This window comes from Mycobacterium sp. 48b (assembly GCF_048282725.1).
Classification (GTDB): Bacteria; Actinomycetota; Actinomycetes; order Mycobacteriales; family Mycobacteriaceae; genus Mycobacterium.
Genome location: NZ_JBLVUL010000001.1, coordinates 6,957,021 through 6,973,214, shown reverse-complemented (window position 1 = coordinate 6,973,214; position 16,194 = coordinate 6,957,021). Strand labels below are relative to the sequence as shown.

Sequence of the window (16,194 nt, the reverse complement as noted above, 5' to 3'; positions counted from 1 at the left end):
CGCGCTGGCCGCGGGTTTTACACCGACAAGCCATTTCGTAATGGCAGTGACCGCCGGGTTCAGATCGTCGAGCAACAGATCCGTTGAGCTTCGGCGACGGAGTCCGCAAGCGGGCGGCGGGTGTTGATGAGATGGGCGTCAGACCATTCTGCGCCGTCCGCGGCCAAGCCCTCGGCGATCTCCGGTGTGGCATCTGATGTGGTGATCTGCCGCTGCGCTATGCGTTTCTTGGCTTCGTCGATAGGCGTTGCGCAGGCCAATTCAGTTGTGGGGCAGTGCCGTTCAGTGGCAATGGCACGGGCCCGCCGTCGAAGCTCCGGGTCGCGCCACGTGCCGTCCAGGATCACCGATCGGCCCGCGGCCAAGGCGCTATCGGCCTTTCGCAGCACGGCGTCGTACACCGCCGCCACGTTGGCGCTGCTGTAGAGGCCCTCGTTCAAGATCCCCACATCGCCCGCTACCCGACCCTGCTCCTGCAACTGGCGGCGCACGTCGTCGGTGGAGATGACCTGCGCCGATACTTGTTCTGCCAATGCGTGCGCGAGTGTGGTCTTGCCGGTGCCCGGGCCGCCGCCGACGAGGACCAGCCGGACGGTGCCCTGGCGGAGGTGATCGAGGGCGATACCGAGGTGGCGCCGTGCGTCGGCCCCCGCGGCCTCGATGCCCTGCTCGACCCGGATGCAGTCGGTTTTCGCGCGGACCCCGGCCCGGTAGGCGATGAGGAAGTCCACCAACGACGCCGGCGCGACGTCTTCCGAGAGGCGCTGGTACTCGGCAATGAAGTAGTCGGCCAGATCTTTGCGGCCGAGAAACTCAAGGTCCATCGCCAGGAACGCGGCGTCGTCGGCGCAGTCGACATGACGCAGACCGTCATCGAACTCGAGACAGTCGAGGATCACCGGACCATCCGTCATGCAGAAGATGTCGCCGGTCAGCAGGTCGCCGTGGCCGTCGACGATGCGGTGGTTGGCGATGCGATCGGCGAACAGCGCGGCACGACCGTTCATGTACTGGTCTGCCAACCGGCCGACCTCGGCCACCGTTTCCGCGGGTACCACGGTTCCCGCGAATCGGTGCAGTTCGGCGAGATTGTCATGCCAACGGCCCGCAATCGCGGGAACCTCTGCTGCGGCATCGATGTCCGCGGACCGCTCGGCGTCCGCGTGAAACCGCGCCAACCGCTCGGCGATCGCCGACAGATTCTCAACCACGGGCTCACCGTTGACGACGATCGACGTCAGCCGACGTGTGTCGGGGTACCGACGCATCACGATGACGGGCTCGGGCGGACCGCCTTGCGGATCCGAGAAGTGAGCGATGCCCAGGTAACTGTCGGCCGCCAGTCGCCGGTTCAACTGGACCTCACGGGCACATACTTGCTCGCGCTGCTCGACCGAGCTGAAGTCGAGGAAATCGGTGACGACCGGCTTCTTGACCTTGTATGCCCGATCGCCGACCAAGGCGACGATCCCGGTGTGCGTCTCATGGATCTCCGCGGCGGAACTGGCGGTACCGGGCTCAGTCGCCGTTGACGAGGCCGGTAAAGCTGAAGCGTCCATACCTCATGATGGCTGCCTGTGGGGCTATGGCGGCAGTGGTCATTCGTCCTTTTCCCTGAGCCGAAGGTCCTTTTCCGGGCACCTGCGGGGGACGCTCCAGATCAGATCACTGGGGGCTGACCAGTCCGGTGTCGTACGCGTGGATGATCGCGGCGGCGCGGTCACGCAGATCGAGCTTGATGAAGATGTGGCCGATGTGGCTCTTGACGGTGAGCCCGGAAATGCTGAGTTCATCGGCGATCTCGGAGTTGGAATGCCCCTTGGCGATCAGGGTCAACACATCGAGCTCGCGGGCCGTGAGGTCACCGGCCGCCGCAGCCTGGCGTGGCTCCGCCGACTTGCGGTAGGTGGTGAGCACCCGTGACGTCACCGCCGGGTCGAGATAACTGTCGCCCTGTGCCACCGCCCGCACCGCCCGGATCAGTTCCTCGGCCGAGGAATCCTTGAGCACGAATCCGCTGGCGCCGGCGCGCAGCGCGCCAGAGAGCAACTCGTCGTCGTTGAACGTGGTCAGCGCCAGTACCGGAGGCCCGTCGACCGCGGTCACCTGCCGGGTGGCTTCGATACCGTCGACGCGTTTCATCCGCAGATCCATCACCACCACGTCCGGGCGGTGGCGGCCGACGGCATCGGGCACCTCGTCGCCGTCGGCGCATTCGCCAACGATCACGAAGCCGTCCTTGCGCCGCAGAATGCGTCGCAGGCCGGAGCGCACCAGGTCCTGGTCGTCCACCAGCAGGACCGCGACCTCGGTCACCGGGTCCGTCATGACACCACGGGGCACCAGCGGGGCGCCCGGTCAGTGTCGTCCAAGGGAATGTTCGTGCGCACCGACCACGCGTCGTCAGCCGGGCCGACGCTGATGATCCCGCCGAGCAGCTCGACGCGTTGGCGCATTCCGCGTACACCGCGGCCCTCCACGTCGCGGCCGTTCCTGGCCGCCAACGCGGCCACCGGAAGCCTGTTGGCGACGGTCAGCGTCGCCGAGGTCCGGGAGATCCTCAGTAACACTGTCGCTTCTGCGTCAGGTGCGTGTTTGGCGATGTTGGCCAGGGACTCCTGCGCGATGCGATACAGCGCCAAGCCCACCGCGGCGGAGACGACATCGGTGCGGCCGGTCGCGTCGAAACGCACGTTGAGTCCGGCCCGCACGAAATCGTGCACCAGACAACTGATGTCGTCGACTCCGGGTTCGGGGGCCATGCTCATCGGGGCGCAGTCGAGCAATCCGACCGTGCGGCGAATATCGGCCATGGCCTGGCGGCCCAGGCGCTCAGCCTGTTCCAGGGCCTCGACGGCGTCGTCGACATCGCGATCCTGCTGCAACCCGCGACGCGCCCCGGTCACGTGCAGCAGGGTCACGCTCAGCGAGTGCGCGATCACATCATGGACCTCTCGGGCGATACGGCGCCGTTCATCGGCAGCGGCATGGCGGGCCTGGGCGGCTTGTGATTCCTGTTGCTGTCGCATGAGCTGCTGCTGGGTGTGCACGAGATAACCCACCAGCCAACCCATCCCGAGGATCCCCAGGTAGAGGGGCAGGGCGTCGAGGCGGTGTTGGGAGGCAGCGGTCAGTAGCAGCGTCGCCGCGGTGAGCGAGGCCAGGAATCCACCCCAGACCCCGGCAAGCGAGGCAACCTCGCCGACCATCAGTACCGCGATCAGCGGAGCGAAATCATTGGATACGGGCGTGGTTGTCGCGAACAGCAACACAGCGGTCGCCGTGGTCCATGTCGACCAGACGATGGGTGCCTTGAAATCGACGCCGGACAGATAGAACAAGGCGAACGGTGCAATGCACACCACGAGCGCAAGCAGGCTCGCCGGAAGGTCGGATGCCGGGCGCTGCAACAAGGCGACCACGCCGGCCCCGATCACCGTGGTGTCGAACGCCAACACGATGGCCCAGTTGTAGCCCACCGGGAGGGCGTACCCCCGCCGGCGGACGTGCGCACGGAAGCCGCGCGCGATGCTGCCGAGCATGTTGTGATCGTAGAAGGTGGGAAGGCTGTCGCGCTTCCTACTACGGTTGGATTTTCTGGGGTCGGATTTCAGCAATTCAGAGTCGCCACATTTCGCGTGCCATGGCAGCGTCCTCGACGAAGCCTTCCCGCAGCGGCGGATAGTAGGGCTGCTTCAGATCGGGTCGCGGCACGCCGGCCAGGGCTGCACGCACTGCGGACAGGGCGCGCCGCCAGCGGCTGCCCTCCCGATGGACGGGACCGGCCGGGACAGCCGGGGCGGTGACCGGCGGGGAGATGACGGCGTCTTTCGCGGTCCAGCCACTGGCGACACCTGTCATGGAATTCGCTATCGAGATAGCGGGGGAACGCTGTGCTCGTGTCATGGCTCGACGCTACGAAGGATGCAGGTCAGCCCACATCGCGCTGGCGTCCGATCTTGATCTACGACCGTAGTAGGAGATCTGCACCGACCACAGGACGATCAGACCGCGAGTGATTACGCTCATAGGGTGGTCCAGAGTTCGACCCGCAGACGTGGTCCCCGGCGCGACGTCGACACCCGAACCCTGATCGTCGATACCGCCGAGCGAATGTTCGCCGAAACGTCGATCGGTGCGGTGGCCGCGCGTGCGGTGGCCCGTGAGGCCGGTGTGGCCAGTCGCGCGGTTGCCTACCATTTCCCGGCCAAACGGGATCTGGTGCTTGAGGTGGCACGGAGGCGCGCTCCGACCGTGTTCGCGGCCGTCGTGCAGGAACTCGTACGAGTAGCTCAGTCGGGAAACGAGATTGGTGTCTTCGATGTCGTGGAGGCACTCATCGCTCCCTACGTACGGTTGCTCGACGAGGATCCCGTCGGTGGATTGCGCTGGCTCAAGGTGATGAATCAGCTGGCCCTGGACGAGGACCAGATCTGGCTCGACCAGTTGGCGGGCACACCGAGCCTGCCGGAGCTGTTCTTCGCTGCGGCGGGTCGTGCGGTGCCCGACATCCAGACCAGAGAAGGCCAGCAGCGCAGCACAATTGCCATCTTCTCGATGATCGGTGCGCTCGCCAGTTCTGATCTGGCGCTCTACGGACGCCCCCTCGGCCCCAGCGGCTTGGACCGTGGTTGGGTCGGCCAGCTCGTCCGGTTCACCGGAGGCGGTTTGCGCGGCGCCGAGAACCTGCCCGACTAGGATCGTTGCGTGCAGATCGACGGCCAGCAGCTCGCTGCCTTCGCCGCGGTGGTCGAGCTGGGAAGCTTCGACGCGGCCGCGCAGCGTCTGCATGTGACTCCGTCGGCGATCAGCCAGCGCATCAAGGCGCTGGAACAACGGGTCGGCCAGGTGCTCGTGGTTCGAGAAAAGCCTTGCACCGCAACGGCTGCCGGCGTTCCACTGCTGAGGCTCGCCGCGCAGACGGCGCTGCTGGAATCGGAGACCCTGGCGGAGATGGGCGGCGGCTCGGCGCACCGCACCAGGATCGCATTGGCGGTCAACGCTGATTCGATGGCGACGTGGTTCACCGGCGTGTTCGCCCAGGCGGCCGAGTTCTTGTTCGACATCAGGATCGAGGATCAGGACCTCTCGGCGCGGCTGCTGCGCGAGGGCGTGGTGATGGGCGCGGTGACCACCGAGCGCAGCCCCGTCCCGGGCTGCCGGGTGCACCCGTTGGGGGCGATGCGCTACGTACCGGTGGCCGGCGCCGAGTACGTGCGGCGCTACCTGCCCGACGGATTCACTCGCGACGCTGCGCAGGCGGCGCCGTCGCTGGCCTGGAACCGTGACGATGCGCTACAGGACCAACTGGTGCGCAAGGTGTTCCGCAAAGACATCGTCAGGCCGATCCACTACATTCCGACCGCCGAGGGATTCGGTGCAGCTGTGCGCGCCGGTCTCGGCTGGGGGATGTACCCCGAGGAACTGGTCGACGACGACTTCGTACGGATCACCGAGCAATATCTGGACGTCCCGTTGTACTGGCAGTGCTGGAAGCTCGACAGCCAGACGGTCGAGACCATCACGGCTGCCGTCCGCAACGCGGCAGGGACGCTGCGCGGGCCGACGCGGGCGTGAGACGCCGCTAGTGCACCAGCGGCGCCAGATGTTTGCGCGCGTAGTCGCGAACTGCCTCGTCGTCGTTGACGTCCAACACCGGGGTGGGCATCTGGGCCAGCGAGCACGCCAATCGGATGTGCAACTCGGCGACGGCCAGCAGGTCGGCGTCGGCCATGGTCGCGCCGGCCGTGCGAAGTGCCTTCGCCATCGCCGATGAAGCGTGGTGGAGAAAGGCGGGAGCCTGGTCGTAGGCACCGGCCACCGCGGTGAAGTCGGTGTCCAGGCGCAGGAACCGGCGCATCACGGGTTCGGTCGTCAGAAGCCGCAGCCCTTCGCAGAAGGCGGCCACCGCAGCATCGTTGGGCCCTGAATCGATTGCGACGGTGCGTAATCGGTGCATGGCCAGGTCGAAGGTTCGCCGGCCGAGTTCGGTGATCAAGGCGTCGCGGGTGGGGAAGCGACGGTAGAGCGTCCGTCGGCTGACGCCGGCCTGCTTGGCGATGACGTCCAGGCTGGCCCGGCCCAGCCCGACGAGCGACACCTCCTCGGCGGCGGCTTTGAGGATGGCGTTTTCCTGCTCGGATTGGCTGGCGTTGCTGCGCGGCATCGATACCAGTGTGTCAGCCCGCTGCCGGACAACCCAGGGGTGCGAACGAATCCAGCGCCACCGACCGGTGCAGGCGCACCAGCTTCTCGTACTGCAGCCGGTTGTAGGCCAGGGGAACCAACAGCAGGCGGTCCGGCAGCACCCGCCACGCCACCTGCAACAGCCGGGTGTACACCGCGAACTCCCGGTCGTGCCGGGACTGCCAGCGGAACCCGGTCAGCTCGCGCACCCCCGGATGCATGATGCCGAACGAGCACACCTTGATCACCCGGCCTGCGATCGGCCGAACCGCCAGCCACGACGGAGTCAGCGCCAACCGGACCGGCCCGGGCAGCAGCAGCGTGGGCAACGGCAACCGGGTCAGCCCGGCCGTCACGCGAGCCAGGAATTCGTTGCCCTGCAGCTGTTTTTCCACCATCTCGTCGTAGTACCGGGTCGCGTCGGCATAGGTTTCCGGCAGTTTCGCCGACGCACCCGGTAGCTCGATGGACCGAAAAGCCTTGAGCAGCTGGGCGTAGGCCGCCTCTTGTTCGGCTCCGTTCATCGTGATCCCCGTCGCGGGGGTGAACGAATTGAGGACGACGAAGATCCCGCTGATGGCGATCCAGTTCCACAGTTGGGGGTTCAGTGCGCTGTAGCGGACGTCGGCGAAGTCGTCCTTGCCGTGTCCGCGGACGTCGCGATGCATGGTCTGTAGCCGGCGCCCCTCGGCCTCGCGGTCTTCGGCGTCACCCCAGATCGCCAGAAACGCGGAGAATCCGCTGCGCACTCCGCGATCGAGAAAGTTGCGCTCGAACCGGCCGCTGCGGTCGACGGCAGCGGCCACCGGAACCAGGGCCACTTCATCGAATGCCGCGGCACCGAATGCACCGCCGAGGATGCTGCCCGAGTGCCTGCGGAAATCCGCCAGCACTTCGTGTCGTACCAGGTCTGCTTCGGCCACGCTGCCAATAGACATGGCACAAAGGCTAGCAATCTGTGCCAATGTGTCAATAGCTGATCGGAGTTCTGACGTACGTGATTGGTACCGTCACGCGCATGGCCAACCGGACGCATCGATACGAGGTCGAGGTGACCTGGACCGGCAACACCGGTTCGGGGACCAGCGGCTACCGCGAGTACGCACGCGACCATGACGTGACCGGTGCCGAGGCGTCGGGCAAGCCGACGATCCAGGGCAGCGCCGATCCCGCCTTCCGTGGCGACCCGCAGCGCTGGAACCCCGAAGAGTTACTCGTGGTCAGCCTGTCGCAGTGCCACATGCTGTGGTACCTGGCGCTGTGCGCCAAAGCGGGGATCGTCGTCACTGCCTACAGTGATCGGCCAGGGGGCACGATGAGCGAGAACGCCGAGGGCAGTGGTGTTTTCACCGACGTGATGCTGAGGCCGCAGGTGACCATCACCGACCCGGGTCGGGTCGATGAGGCCACCGATCTGCATCATGAAGCCCACCGCATGTGTTTCATCGCCAACTCGGTGAACTTCCCGGTGAGCGCTACGCCCACTGTGACAGCACAGAATTAGGAATGCGTGACGCGGCAGTGGGAATGAATTGAACTGTATTCCAAAGGGTTTCGTCTGCTGACGGACCCGAATCGATCACCACTGCGGTGGCGTCACCCCGGTCACCGTCGATGTCGATCGCCTCGCCGGGATCGCCGTAGGTGCCATGGCAGGCATCCATGCAGCGGCCCGTGGCGGGGTCGATGTTGCCGTCGAACATGTCGTTGATCCAGCCTGCCATCAGCCACTGCACCGCCGGTGGATTCTGCGGCTGCGGAATCCCGGCCACGAGATACGCCGCGGCCTGGACCAGCGGGTTGCCGCCCAGCATCGAATCCATGTGGACGCCACCGTCGACGACGACTCCGTTGAACTTCCCGGGACGGGCCGCCGAGAGATCGTCGTTCACCGTGCTCATCGAGTTGAACGCGTTCGACGGTGCACCGATCTCATAGACCGGTACGTAATCGGCGGGATCGTTGCCGTTGCTCGCCTCCAGTTGCGCGAGACGCTCCATCGCGTTCGGCAATGTGCCCGAGGGCGGAACCCCGTCCAGCAGTACCACTCCGGCCAGATCGTTGGGAGCATCCTGGCCGTCGGCCCGGCGGGCCACCAATCCCTCGGCGTAGTAGCCGGCGACCCCGGGCGCGAAGCCCCCGCCGAGTGAATGCCCGACCAGAACGAACCGCTGCGGCACGGCAACAGTCTCCCGTCCGGCCTTCAACGACGCGGTGGTCATGCTGGCGTTGAGGGCTTCTCGATCGGGATCCAGGAAAAGTTCGGCGACGGCCCTGTGCATGTTGTCCCCGCCGAGCCACATGCCGCCCTCTGCATAAGGGTTGGAGGTCACGGTGGTGACCACAACGACACTGTTGGTCCGGTCAGCGAGATAGGACGCCGTGTAGCTGTACATCGGGCCGGTGGCGACGAATCCGTGCTGAAGGTAGATCAGCCGCTGCGGCTCACCCTGCGTCGGGAAGTACCAGTCGGCGGGCACCTCGTTGCCCGGCGAGACGACCAGCGTCGAGCTGCTCACCTCAACCGAGTCGCGGAGTCCGGGAGGTACCGCGGGCGGGCCGTCGACGGCTTGCATCACGGTGCCGATCGCGTTGAAGACGGCCGAGCCCACGGCCTCCGTCACCCGGGTGGCCACTTGTGAAATCGCATCCAGGGGATCGGGCACGGCAACGGTCGGGGCGTCAACCGCCGGTGTGCCGACGGCCGATACGCGGCGCTCGGCCACGACGCGGGTCGGCGGCGTCAGACGTTCACGCACCTGCTCGCGAACCTCGCTGCCCAGCACGGAGAGGCGCGCGGGCAGCTCCGCCTTTGGCTTCTCGACGGCCGTGTCGACGGCCTTGTCGACGGCGCGTCGGACACGTGAGGTCGCCGTTGCTGCCGCGGACACCGGACGATCACGGTGTCTGAGTTGCGGCTTGACCCGGTGCCGGCCGGAGGATGCGGTACCGCTCGCCTTTTCGGCGCGTGCCGATGAGGTCTTCGCGGGTCCGGGATCCGCACCGCCGTCGGTCTCGGCACCGGCGGAACCGGCGCCGGCCAGCAACGCCGCCGAAACCCCGGCGGTCAGCACACCGGCGCCCACCCATTCAGACAACTGCATCAGAGATTCCTCCGCCGGTACGCCGATCCGCGAACGGCTGGATGCTAACTCGCGGGCACCACTCCGCGCGGCAGGATCAAGGGAAGATCGTTGTAGGTGAGGATGCCCGGTGCGGCGTTGACGACCGCGGGAATCGCGTTGATCGGCGGGGTCGCGGTCATGATGTGCCCCAGCACCATGAACTCTTCGAGGGTGGTGGCCTCGAAGTCCGGGGGCGGCAGGAAGCCGACCTTCATCGTCACAGTCGGGCGACCGGCCACCTCGATCACCCAACCGTCCTGATCGATCTGCCAATCCGGTTGCAGCGTCTGGCCTTTGCGCCACCGCAGGGTGAGTTCGACGCGGGTCTTGTCGCCGACGACACCCTTCCAGCTGACGAACACCCCGGCCACCCCACCTGCCGGGATCGTCCATGATCCGAGGTCGAGATCCTCTGTGGTCTGGGCGTATTCGGCATCGCAGCGGACCTCGTCGAATTCGATACCGAGTGCGTCACCGATCATCCGTACCGCCTCGCCGAAGACTCCGGTGCCGTGAGCGGTCATGGCCTGCAGGTCGGGGTGGTCGATGGGCTGGCCGAACCCGACGGGCTTCTCGGTTTCCGGCGAATCGTAGAACGTGGTGTCGGCGGCCTCGTTGACGGTGATCTTGTCCACGCGGTCGCAGATGCCGGCCGCTACGATCGCCAGCTGGTTGACGTAGCCCGGGCTGATGCCGGATCCGAACATGGTCGATCCGCCCTTGCGGCACGCCTCGGCGATCCGGTCCCGGCCCTCGCCCTGATTGTGCCCGGTGATGAACGAGGCCGTCGCGACCACATTGACTCCGGCGGAGAGGATTTGGACGAGTTCGTCGACATTGATCCACATCGGGTTGTAGACCACGACATCCGGTTTGAGGGCGAGCAGCGCCTGCACGTCGTTGGTGGCGGCGACTCCGAGCGGTTCGATTCCGACCAGCTCTCCGACGTCCTTGCCTGCCTTGTCGGGCGACCACGCGTAGCAGCCGACCAGTTCCAGGGTCGGGTTGCGGGCGATGGCCGCCACCGAACTCTTTCCGACGTTCCCCGTCGTCCATTGGACAACCCGGTATGGAGAAGTTTGTGACATCGCAGCGGTTCCCTTCCTCGGTTGCGGGCAGTTTTCCACGACCGTTAGAAAAAAGGAAGAGTCGTCCGAACCCGGCGGCAGGAACTACTAGAATTTGCAGTGTGACCACCGAAAACGCGCCGCGCCGAGGGCGGGGTCGGCCACCGCGCATCGATCAGAAGCAGATCGTCGCCGCGGCGCGCGCCATCGCACCGGGCGCGTTGACGATGCAGGCGGTGGCAGACGAGCTCGGGGTGGACCGCACCACGCTGCACTACTACGTCGGCGACCGCGACGGTCTGCTCGAGCTGGTGGTGGCCGATCTGTTCGAGACGGAGTTGCGCTCGATCAAGTTGCCCGAGGGGGCGAGCTGGCAGGAGGTCTTGCGGGCCTACGGCAATGCCATTCGTCAGGGCGTGCTCAAACTCGGCGTGACGGCCACGAGTTTCCGACTGCGTGGGACCAGCGGGGCGGCCAGCCTCGCATTGGCCGAGCAGGTGTTGCGCGCCTTGACCGACGGTGGATTCGGCACCGACGACGCCGGCCGGGTGCTGACTCTGGTCTCCGGGCTCGCGATGTCGGCAGCGCACGACGTGCTGGGTTCGGCGGAGTCGCGGCTGCACCACCAGACGCCCGAGGTGGTGCGCGCCCTGAAAGACCTTCCGTCCCGTGACTTCCCGCTGCTCAGTGGCGTGGTCGCCGATCGTGACGTCGGCGCGAGTGCCGCGCAGGATTTCGACTTCAATCTCGACATCGTGATCGCCGGACTCGAACGGTTCCTGGCCAAGTAGGCACTGAGTCGTAGCCAGAGCCTCGCTCGAGTACAGTACTCAGCATCCACTTAAGCGGAACTTGAGTTCCGTCTGGGTAAATTTGGCGAATGACAGGTCGGGGAGGCGCAACGGTGTTCCGGTTGCTCAAAAAAGCGTGGATACCGCTGGTGCTGGTGGTGGTCGTCGCCCTGGGCGCGTACGCGATCCTTCGAATTCGGGCGACCGATCATCAAGGACCGAACTTGGCGGAAGGCTCGGGGATTACCGAGAACTTCAATCCGAAACACATCAAGTACGAGATCACCGGGTTTGGAGGGACGGCGAACATCAACTACCTCGACGAATACGGTCAGCCGAATCTCATCGAAAATGCCTCGCTGCCATGGTCTTTCACGATCGTGACGACGCTGCCGTCGATGTCGGCCAACATCATGGCCCAGGGCGAGCGGAACGTCAGCGGCCTTGGATGCCGGGTGACCGTCGACGACGACGTGCGCGATGACCGGACGAGTACCGACAAAGTCAAACCGTTCATCTACTGCTTGGTGAAATCCGTATGAGCAACTCGCACTCGAAGCCCCATCGGCCGTTCATCGGCCACATGGTCCGCATCTTCTCCCTGCCGATCATCGTGTTCTGGGTGCTCCTCACGATTGCGTTGGGAAGTCTTGTCCCGTCGCTTGACGAGGTGGCGGCATCCCGGTCGGTGCCGCTGAGTCCCACCACCTCGGACTCTTACAAGGCGATGCTGAACATCGGCAAGGTGTTTCAGCAGTACGATTCGGACTCCTCAGCGATGGTCGTGCTGGAGAGCGACGAACCGGTCGGTGCGGCCGCGCACAAGTACTACGACGAGATCGTCGCCAAACTGAAGGCCGATACCGAGCACGTCCAGAACGTCCAGGACTTCTGGAGCGATCCGATGACCGCGGCGGGTTCGCAGAGTGTGGACGGTAAGTCCGCCTATGTGCAGATCTTCCTCGCAGGGGACCAGGGCACGAGCAAGAGCCACGAGTCGGTGGCCGCGGTGCGTGACATCGTGGCGTCGGTACCCGCACCGCCGGGTATCAAGGCCCACGTCGCCGGCAACAGCGTCCTCAATGCCGATACCAGCGTGGCCGGGCATCAAAGCATGGCGAAAATGGAGTTGGTGTCGGTCGGCGTCATTATCGTGATGCTGCTCGCGGTCTACCGGTCCGTCGTGACGCTGCTCGTGTCGATGGTTGTCATTCTTCTGGAACTGTTTGCTGCACAGGGCGTTACGGCCGCTGCCGGCTACCTGAACATCATCGGTCTGACCCCGTACGCGGTGAGCATGGTGACCATGCTGTCGCTGGCCGCTGGCACCGACTATGTGATTTTCCTTCTCGGCCGATATCACGAGGAGAGATCGAAAGGCACAGATCGGGAAGACGCGTTCTATGTGGCCTACAGCGGCGTATCGCACGTCATCCTGGGCTCCGGGTTGACGATCGTCGGCGCTTGTCTGTGCCTCACCATGACCACGCTGCCCTACTTCCAGACCATGGGTCTGCCCTGTGCCATCGCGGTTCTGGTGATCATCATCGCCGGGCTGACGTTGGCGCCCGCGGCTTTGACCGTCGCGTCGAAGTTCGGTCTGCTCGACCCGAAGCACAAGATCGCGTCGCCGGGTTGGCGCAAGGTCGGCACCTCTGTGGTTCGCTGGCCAATCCCGATCGCCTTCGTGACCAGCCTGATCGCCGCCATCGGCTTCATCGCGCTGATGACCTATGTGCCGCAGTACAACGACAAGCAGTTCACCCCGGCTGATATGCCCGCCAACCAGGCTATGGGCGTGGCCGACCGACACTTCTCTCAGGCCAGGATGAACCCCGAGCTGCTGATGCTCGAAGCAGATCATGACTTGCGCACCCCGGCGGACATGCTCGTCATCGAAAAGGTCGCCAAGAACGTGATGCACATGCGAGGCATCGAACGGGTGCAGACCATCACCCGCCCATTGGGCGCCCCGATCGAACACAGTTCTATCCCGTTCCTGCTCGGCGCGCAGAATGCCGGCACACTGCAGTCCGCGATCTTCAACAACGACAACTCGGCGCAGATGCTCGAGCAGGCCGACGAGATGAGCAAGACCGTCGCAAGCATGGAACGCATGTACGAGATCACGAAAGAGATGACCTCGATCACGCACAGCATGGCCGGCAAGACGCATGACATGGCGGATGCCACCAATGACTTGCGGGATCATCTCGCCGATTTCGATGATTTTTTCCGTCCCATCCGGAATTACTTCTACTGGGAGCCGCACTGCTACGACATCCCGGTCTGCCATTCGCTGCGGTCGATCTTCGACACCCTCGACGGGATCGATACACTCGCCGATCAGATCCAAGGCCTCACCGGCGACATAGACCGCTTGGATCAGCTGTTGCCGCAGATGTTGCCGGTTCTGCAGGACACCATCGGGACAATGAAGACCATGCGCGATTTCATGATCGCGACCCACAGCACCATGGCCGGCACCCAGGCCGCGCAACAGGAGGCGGCCAAGGGCGCGACGGAGATCGGCCTGTATTTCGATCAGGCCAAGAACGACGACATGTTCTACCTGCCGCCGGATGTGTTCGAGAACCCCGACTTCAACCGTGCGGTGAAGATGTTCATGTCGCCTGATGGCAAGGCGGTCAGGATGATCATCACCCACCAGGGCGATCCCGCCTCGGTCGAGGGCATCGAACATGTCCGTGACCTCAAAGGTGTTGTCGCCGACGCGCTCAAGGGCACCCCGCTGGCCAGTGCAAAGGTTTCACTCGCCGGAACGGCATCGCTGTACAGCGATATGCAGGATGGTGTGAAAACCGATCTCATGATCGTGGTGATCGCCGCCATGATTCTGATTTTTGCGATCATGTTGATCATCACCCGAAGTGTGGTGGCCGCCCTGGTGATCGTCGGCACCGTGGCCGCATCCCTGGGAACAGCGTGTGGTTTGTCCGTGTTGCTCTGGCAGGACATTCTTGGACTGGGCGTGCAGTGGATCGTGATCCCGCTGTCGATGGTGATCCTGCTGGCGGTGGGTTCGGACTACAACCTCTTGGTGGTCTCGCGCTTCAGGGAAGAGATACATGCGGGGCTCAACACCGGCATCATCCGCGGTATCGGCGCCACCGGGCGGGTCGTCACCGCAGCCGGTCTGGTGTTCGCCTTCACGATGATGTCGATGATCGTGTCGGACCTGCGAGTGGTCGGCCAACTCGGGATGACCATCGGTATCGGCTTGGTCGTCGACACATTGATCGTGCGCGCGTTCATGACCCCATCGATCGCCGCCGCGCTCGGCCGCTGGTTCTGGTGGCCGCTCAACACCTTTGAGATCACCCGGCAGGGCCGACTGGATCGGGAACGGAAGAAGCTCGACGACAACACCGCCCCCATCCAGACGACGTCGGTGTGACCATGATGATGGCCGGTTGTGGCGATCCGCCCGACGCAGGATCCAGGCTGCGCCGCCGTACCGACGGTCGCCTGGACCGATCGCGCGACGCGGCCATCCTCAACGCGGCGTTGGCGGCGCTGGCGGAGAACGGCTACGTCGACACCAACATGAACGACATCGCCGCGCGGGCAGGCGTGGGCAAGGCGGCGATCTACCGCCGCTGGTCATCGAAAGCGGCCCTGATCACCGACGCGCTCGTGTACTGGCGGCCCGACCTGCTGGATGATGACGCGCCCGACACCGGCAGTCTGGAAGGCGATTTCGACGAGCTCGTGCGCCGTGCGGTGCGCAACGACGAAGAGCATTTCTCCTACGATCTGGTGCTGCGGGCCGCGGTCGAGGCCACCCATGATCCGCACCTCGCCTCGGCCCTGGACGACCTGATGCTCCTCAAGGGCAGGCGGGTGGTGACGGCCATCCTGCAGCAGGCCGCCGCGCGCGGTGAGCTGGCACCGGACCGGGACTGGTCTTTGATCGCCGACGTGATGACCGGGATGTGCCTGATGCGGGTGATCAGTGGTCAGAGCATCGACGCGAAGTTCATCCGCGACGTCATCGACACATTGATCCTGCCCGCGGTACGTACAACGAACCGTTGAGGTCCGATCAGCGCCGGAAGGCCCGCCGGTAGGCGCTGGGAGTGGTCGCCGTGGTGTACCGCAGTTGCGCCCGCATGGCCGTCACACTGCCGAAACCGCACTGTGCAGCAATGGTTTCCATGGTGAGGTCGGTGTCTTCGAGTAGTTCGCGGGCCCGGGTGACACGCTGGGTGTCGAGCCAGCGTTTGGGCGTGGTCCCGACCTCTTCGCCGAACCGGCGATTGAAGGTCCGCAAACTCAGGTGGGTTGCCTTGGCCAGTGCGGAGACATCGCCGACCTCGGCCAGATTCTGTGCCGCCCAGGCCAGTACCGGTCCGAGGCCCTCCAGGCCGGTCGGTCTGCGGACGGGCGGGATGAACTGGGCTTGGCCGCCGTCTCGATGGGGCGCCATCACGTTCCAGCGGGCCAGGTCGGCCGCGGCGGCCGCACCCAGTTCCCGGCGCACCAGGTGCAGGCAGAGATCCATGCCGGCCGACAGGCCGGCCGAGGTGAGGATGTCGCCGTCGTCGACGTACAGCGCGTCGGGTTGCAGGTCCACCAAAGGGTAGAGCCGGCGCATGTCGTCGCAGTACTCCCAGTGCGTGGTGGCCGGCCTGCGGTCGAGCAGACCCGCCGCGGCCAGGACGAAGGCACCGACACAGATGCTCGCGACCACCGCACCGTGCTGGTGTGCACGGGCCAGGGCCGCGAGAACCTCGTCCGGCGGACTGCCGGCACGGGGTACGCAGCCGGGGACGACGATGAGATCAGCGGACGCCAGCGCTTCGAGGCCGTGCGGGACCGTGAGGGTGAATCCGTCGGGCGTCTCGACTGGGCCCGGCGTCACACCGCAGGTCATCAGTTCGAACCCGCCGGGCAGCCCGGTGCGGTCCGGGCCCCGGCGGAACATCTGCACGGCGCAGGTGAGGTCGTAGGTGATGACTCCGTCGAGGGCGAGCGCGGCCACGATCTTGTTGCCCATGATGA

16 protein-coding genes are annotated in these 16,194 nt (G+C 65.3%); 7 read left to right on the top strand and 9 right to left on the bottom strand.

Going from position 1 to position 16,194, the window contains the following annotated elements:
- Nucleotides 1-59: 59 nt before the first annotated feature.
- The 4 genes from ACNQR1_RS34140 to ACNQR1_RS34125 form a co-directional block, all read right to left on the bottom strand.
- Nucleotides 60-1,559 carry an AAA family ATPase gene (locus ACNQR1_RS34140; protein ID WP_418049927.1) on the bottom strand — a complete coding sequence of 500 codons (1,500 nt, stop codon included), beginning with the start codon at nucleotides 1,557-1,559 and terminating at the stop codon, nucleotides 60-62.
- Nucleotides 1,560-1,665: 106 nt separating this feature from the next.
- On the bottom strand, nucleotides 1,666-2,328 hold the full coding sequence (locus tag ACNQR1_RS34135) for a response regulator transcription factor (protein WP_418049926.1): 663 nt from the start codon (nucleotides 2,326-2,328) through the stop codon (nucleotides 1,666-1,668).
- Nucleotides 2,325-3,542 (bottom strand): sensor histidine kinase, encoded by a 1,218-nt coding sequence (locus tag ACNQR1_RS34130; protein ID WP_418049925.1) that lies wholly within the window; start codon nucleotides 3,540-3,542, stop codon nucleotides 2,325-2,327. Before ACNQR1_RS34130 ends, ACNQR1_RS34135 begins: the two co-directional genes overlap by 4 nt.
- Before the next feature lie 76 nt (nucleotides 3,543-3,618).
- On the bottom strand, nucleotides 3,619-3,906 hold the full coding sequence (locus ACNQR1_RS34125; RefSeq protein ID WP_418049924.1) for a hypothetical protein: 288 nt from the start codon (nucleotides 3,904-3,906) through the stop codon (nucleotides 3,619-3,621).
- Between the two features lie 126 nt (nucleotides 3,907-4,032).
- Between ACNQR1_RS34125 and ACNQR1_RS34120 the strand changes: the two genes are divergently transcribed.
- Both ACNQR1_RS34120 and ACNQR1_RS34115 read left to right on the top strand, forming a co-directional pair.
- Nucleotides 4,033-4,698, top strand: a complete 666-nt coding sequence (locus ACNQR1_RS34120) for a TetR/AcrR family transcriptional regulator (protein ID WP_418049923.1) — start codon at nucleotides 4,033-4,035, stop codon at nucleotides 4,696-4,698.
- Between the two features lie 9 nt (nucleotides 4,699-4,707).
- Entirely contained in the window at nucleotides 4,708-5,577 is an 870-nt protein-coding gene (locus ACNQR1_RS34115) for a LysR family transcriptional regulator ArgP (RefSeq protein ID WP_418049922.1), read from the top strand.
- Nucleotides 5,578-5,584: 7 nt separating this feature from the next.
- Here the strand turns inward: ACNQR1_RS34115 and ACNQR1_RS34110 are convergent, their stop codons facing one another.
- Nucleotides 5,585-6,166 (bottom strand): TetR/AcrR family transcriptional regulator, encoded by a 582-nt coding sequence (locus ACNQR1_RS34110; RefSeq protein WP_418049921.1) that lies wholly within the window; start codon nucleotides 6,164-6,166, stop codon nucleotides 5,585-5,587.
- Between the two features lie 13 nt (nucleotides 6,167-6,179).
- A complete protein-coding gene (locus ACNQR1_RS34105; protein WP_418049920.1) occupies nucleotides 6,180-7,124 on the bottom strand; it encodes an oxygenase MpaB family protein in 945 nt (314 codons plus the stop codon).
- Between the two features lie 80 nt (nucleotides 7,125-7,204).
- On the opposite strand from ACNQR1_RS34105, the gene ACNQR1_RS34100 reads away from it, so the two are divergent.
- On the top strand, nucleotides 7,205-7,690 hold the full coding sequence (locus ACNQR1_RS34100) for an OsmC family protein (protein WP_418049919.1): 486 nt from the start codon (nucleotides 7,205-7,207) through the stop codon (nucleotides 7,688-7,690).
- On the opposite strand, the gene ACNQR1_RS34095 is transcribed toward ACNQR1_RS34100, so the two are convergent.
- Both ACNQR1_RS34095 and ACNQR1_RS34090 read right to left on the bottom strand, forming a co-directional pair.
- Nucleotides 7,662-9,290 carry a hypothetical protein gene (locus ACNQR1_RS34095; RefSeq protein ID WP_418049918.1) on the bottom strand — a complete coding sequence of 543 codons (1,629 nt, stop codon included), beginning with the start codon at nucleotides 9,288-9,290 and terminating at the stop codon, nucleotides 7,662-7,664. The genes ACNQR1_RS34100 and ACNQR1_RS34095 overlap by 29 nt on opposite strands.
- A gap of 44 nt (nucleotides 9,291-9,334) precedes the next feature.
- Nucleotides 9,335-10,399: a dihydrodipicolinate reductase gene (locus ACNQR1_RS34090; RefSeq protein WP_418049917.1), complete on the bottom strand. Its 1,065-nt coding sequence runs from the start codon at nucleotides 10,397-10,399 to the stop codon at nucleotides 9,335-9,337.
- Nucleotides 10,400-10,500: 101 nt separating this feature from the next.
- Here ACNQR1_RS34090 and ACNQR1_RS34085 point away from each other — a divergent pair, with 101 nt between their 5' ends.
- The 4 genes from ACNQR1_RS34085 to ACNQR1_RS34070 all read left to right on the top strand — a co-directional run bounded on the left by ACNQR1_RS34085 (nucleotide 10,501) and on the right by ACNQR1_RS34070 (nucleotide 15,228).
- On the top strand, nucleotides 10,501-11,169 hold the full coding sequence (locus tag ACNQR1_RS34085; protein WP_418049916.1) for a TetR/AcrR family transcriptional regulator C-terminal domain-containing protein: 669 nt from the start codon (nucleotides 10,501-10,503) through the stop codon (nucleotides 11,167-11,169).
- A 113-nt stretch (nucleotides 11,170-11,282) separates the two neighbouring features.
- Nucleotides 11,283-11,711, top strand: a complete 429-nt coding sequence (locus tag ACNQR1_RS34080) for an MmpS family transport accessory protein (RefSeq protein WP_418050610.1) — start codon at nucleotides 11,283-11,285, stop codon at nucleotides 11,709-11,711.
- Complete coding sequence (locus ACNQR1_RS34075; protein WP_418049915.1) at nucleotides 11,708-14,587, top strand: RND family transporter; 2,880 nt, start codon at nucleotides 11,708-11,710, stop codon at nucleotides 14,585-14,587. Before ACNQR1_RS34080 ends, ACNQR1_RS34075 begins: the two co-directional genes overlap by 4 nt.
- A 5-nt stretch (nucleotides 14,588-14,592) precedes the next feature.
- Entirely contained in the window at nucleotides 14,593-15,228 is a 636-nt protein-coding gene (locus tag ACNQR1_RS34070; protein WP_418050609.1) for a TetR/AcrR family transcriptional regulator, read from the top strand.
- A gap of 7 nt (nucleotides 15,229-15,235) precedes the next feature.
- On the opposite strand, the gene ACNQR1_RS34065 is transcribed toward ACNQR1_RS34070, so the two are convergent.
- On the bottom strand, nucleotides 15,236-16,189 hold the full coding sequence (locus ACNQR1_RS34065; RefSeq protein WP_418049914.1) for a GlxA family transcriptional regulator: 954 nt from the start codon (nucleotides 16,187-16,189) through the stop codon (nucleotides 15,236-15,238).
- Nucleotides 16,190-16,194 lie beyond the last annotated feature (5 nt).